Genomic DNA, 3,698 nt, shown 5'->3' on the forward strand with positions numbered 1-3,698 from the left:
TCTCCAGTGGAAACAAAGGGGTCATGCACCCGCCATTTGTCAGACAAAGGTCATACCCTCTGCCGAAGGGATCCGGGCGATTCCGAAGATTTGAGAGATAAAAATAGGATAATATAATCAGATCAGACCTGAGACAAAGGTGCCCATCCTTTCGACAGCCAGAGAGAGGTTTTCCCGGCTTGTTGCATAGGAACACCTGATATGGCCGCGGCCCGACTCGCCAAAGGCGCTGCCGGGTACGACCGCGACTTTCTGCTCCTTCAGGAGACGCTCGGCAAACTCCTCGTCGGTGAGGCCGGTGGCCTCGATGGAGGGGAAGGCATAGAAAGCGCCCTCCGGCATGTGGCAGCGGAGGCCGATCCTGTTGAGCCCCTCGACAAAGAGGTTCCTGCGGAGGCGATACTCCCTGACCATCTCGTTCTTGTCCTGCTCGGCCTGCCGCAGTGCGGCATACGCGGCGATCTGGCCCATCACCGGGGCGCAGAGCATCACATACTGGTGGATCTTCAGGGCGGCGTCGGAGATCTCGGGAGGTGCGCAGAGATAGCCGACCCGCCACCCGGTCATCGCGTAGGCCTTCGAGAAACCGTTGAGGGTGATCGTCCTGTCGCGGAGTTCGGGGATGGAGGCCGGCGAACAGTGGGTGCCCTCATAGGTGAGCTCCGAATAGACCTCGTCGGAGATGAGGAGGAGGTCGCGGTCGACAAGGATGTCGGCGATCGCACGGTAGTCGTCGCGGGTCATCACACCGCCCGTCGGGTTGCTCGGGAAGTTGAGGAGGACGGCCTTCGTCTTGCCGGTGATCTGTTCCTGCAGGGAGTCGGGGGTGACCTTGAAGCGGTCCTTCTCAAGACAGGGAAGGGGGACAGGTTTCCCGCCGGTCAGGGTGACACAGGGAGCGTAGCTGACATAGGCGGGGTCCTGAACGATCACCTCGTCCCCGGGGTCGACGACCGCCCTGATCGCGATGTCGGCGGCCTCAGAGACGCCGGTCGTGATGATGATCTCGGACTCGGGGGAGTAACTGAGATCGTAGCGCCGGGCAAGGTCCGCGGCAAGGGCCTCGCGCAGGGGCGGGTAGCCGCGGTTGGAGGTGTACGTCGTGACGCCCTGCTCGATGGAGTAGATGCTCGCCTCGCAGATGTTCCATGGGGTCGAGAAGTCTGGTTCGCCGACGCCAAGGGATATGACGTCCTGCATACCCATGCAGAGGTCGAAAAACTTCCTGATCCCCGAGTGGGGGATGATGCGAGCTTTTTCAGATACAAAGTCCCTCATGGTGCCACCTAGAAGGAGTACGGCAGGCGCTCGCTGGCCTCGCGCTCGTCGTACGGAGTCCCGTTCTCCTTGTATGTCTTCATCACGAACTGCGTCGCTGTCTCCCTGATCTGGTCCATCGTGGCGATGTGCTCGGAGACGAAGCGGGCGACGTCCTGCATCGTCCGGCCCCTCACAAGGAGGATCAGGTCATAGCGCCCGGAGACGAGACGGACGGCCTTGACCTCCCTGAAGCGGGCGATACGCCCCGCGATCCTGTCGTAGCCGAAGTCGCGCTCAGGCGAGACCTTGAGGGCGATGATCGAGGTGACCTCTTCGTTGCCGGCCTTCTCCCAGTCGACGACTGCGGCGTACTTTCTGATGATCCGGGCCTCTTCGAGTGCCCTGATCCGGCGTTCCGCCTCTTCGATCGGGAGTTCAACCATGGTCGCCAGTTCCTCGATCGGGATCCGGCTGTTCTCCTCCAGGAGGTGGAGGATGAGTAAATCCTTTCCGTCCATATCAATCACCGGAATGATGCCTTCAGGCGGTTGAGGTCGACCTGCGCAAGCCGCTCCTCGGAGAGCCTGGGATCTTTCGCTAATACTTCCTGTATCTTTTTCGTGTTGGTGTCAAACCACATCTCTTTTGTCCTTCCGTATCGCCCTTTCGATACGACCCTGCTGTTGATCACGCCGAGCATGCTCAGTTCCGAGATGAGGTCGGTGATCCGCCGGTGGGTGAGGGGGTCGATGTTGACGGTGCGCGAGACCTCGCGGTACACCCGCGTCACCTCGCCTGAGGTGAAGATCTTCTTGTCCATCTGGTCAAGGAGGAGCATCGAGTACAGGACGACCTTGCTCTGGGTCGGCAGGGTCGAGATGCACTCGATCATCGAGTCTGTCTCGATCTTCTCCAGGGCCATCCGCACATGCCTCTCCCCCACCTTCTCCGCGTTCTCCCTGTCCGCGAGTTCGCCCGAGACCCGGAGGAGGTCGAGGGCCCGCCTGGCGTCGCCATGCTCCTGCGCGGCGAATGCGGCGCAAAGGGGGATGACTCCCTCGTCGAGGCTGTTCTCGACAAAGGCCATCTGGGCGCGCTGGCTGAGGATGTCACAGAGCTGCGGGGCGTTGTACGGCGGGAAGACGATCTCCTCCTCGGAGAGGGAGGAGAGGACGCGGGGGTCGAGGAAGTCGGTGAACCTGAGGTCATTGGAGATCCCGATCATCGAAACCTTCGCACCCCGCAGGTCGGAGTTGATCCTGGTCAGGTTGTACAGGGTCTCGTCACCGCTCTTCTTGACCAGTTTGTCGATCTCGTCCAGGACAATGACGAGCACGCCACCGGTCTTCTCGAGCTGGTTTTTCAGTTCGGCATAGACCTGGTCGGTCGGCCACCCGGTCATCGGGATGTGGGCGCGGGACTTGTCGCTCGGGGTGGCGTCGAGGTCCTCGAGGCCCTTCGCTATCTGGGCGAGGACCCGGTACTGGGTGTCGATCACCTCGCAGTTGAGGTGGACCACCCGGCACCTGGTGCCGGCTCCCGTAGCGACCTTCTCGAGTTCGGCCCCGACGTACCTGACACAGGCTGTCTTCCCTGTCCCGGTCTTCCCGTAGATGAGGATGTTCGAGGGGGTTTCGTTCTTGAGGGCAGGAGCGAGGATGGAAGCGACGGCATCGATCTGGGGGCGCCGGTGCGGGAGGATCTGGGGGCGGTACGAGTGACGGAGGACCTCCCGGTTTTTGAAGATCCGATTATTACTCAGGAACTTTTGAAAGAGTCCAAAGGATTGATGGTCGTTTTCAGACATGATATCAGCCGCGGGTACTGGGGAAAACATCAGATGGTGGGGGCCGTGGAGATATAACCCCTTTGTTTCCATTGGAGATAGTATATAAACAAAATATCGGCCAGGGAGATCGCCGTCGAATCCATCGAGATCAGGAAACTGATCCCCCACCCCTTTATTTCGACTGGAACGCCAGGAAAACAGGGTATCTGTTTTCTTTTATATTTGGAAAAACAGCTTGTTGTAAGCTTCGCGACTTGTACTATAAATGATCTATGATCTCAGAGCAGGATCTTTCGATCACAAAACAGAGGATCAGAGATATCAGGAGAGATCCCGATCCCCGATCCCGGATCAGCGCGGCGGCTGATCCCGATCTCAGGCGATCCATGGATCAGGATCCTCAATTTAGGATCAGAAATCGCCGATCTGGATCACGATCCGGAGGTTATGATCCCGATCTCCCGGTCAGATCCTGATCTATGATCGGCTGATCTCGGATCCTGGATCCTGGATCCTGGATCCTGATCTTTTGATCGCTTCTCCTGATCTGATCCCTGATCTGTGGATCTCGATCTCCGATCCTGGATCCTGATCTCCTGATCGCTTCTCCTGATCTGATCCCTGATCTGTGGATCTCGATCTCCGATCC

4 protein-coding genes are annotated in these 3,698 nt (G+C 59.1%); all 4 read right to left on the reverse strand.

Annotated elements, in window-relative coordinates:
- Positions 1–117 precede the first annotated feature (117 nt).
- Entirely contained in the window at positions 118–1,278 is a 1,161-nt protein-coding gene (locus PHP59_RS08920; protein WP_300166158.1) for an aminotransferase class I/II-fold pyridoxal phosphate-dependent enzyme, read from the reverse strand.
- 8 nt (positions 1,279–1,286) lie between these two features.
- The gene (locus PHP59_RS08925; RefSeq protein ID WP_300166160.1) at positions 1,287–1,778 is read right to left on the reverse strand and encodes an Lrp/AsnC family transcriptional regulator; all 492 of its coding nucleotides are present in this window, start codon (positions 1,776–1,778) and stop codon (positions 1,287–1,289) included.
- 5 nt (positions 1,779–1,783) lie between these two features.
- Positions 1,784–3,067 carry an ORC1-type DNA replication protein gene (locus PHP59_RS08930; protein WP_300166162.1) on the reverse strand — a complete coding sequence of 428 codons (1,284 nt, stop codon included), beginning with the start codon at positions 3,065–3,067 and terminating at the stop codon, positions 1,784–1,786.
- A 413-nt stretch (positions 3,068–3,480) separates the two neighbouring features.
- The coding region (locus PHP59_RS08935) for a hypothetical protein (protein ID WP_300166164.1) at positions 3,481–3,698 on the reverse strand (218 nt) is incomplete at its 5' end.

Origin of the sequence: Methanofollis sp. (assembly GCF_028702905.1) — an archaeon.
GTDB lineage: Archaea > Halobacteriota > Methanomicrobia > Methanomicrobiales > Methanofollaceae > Methanofollis.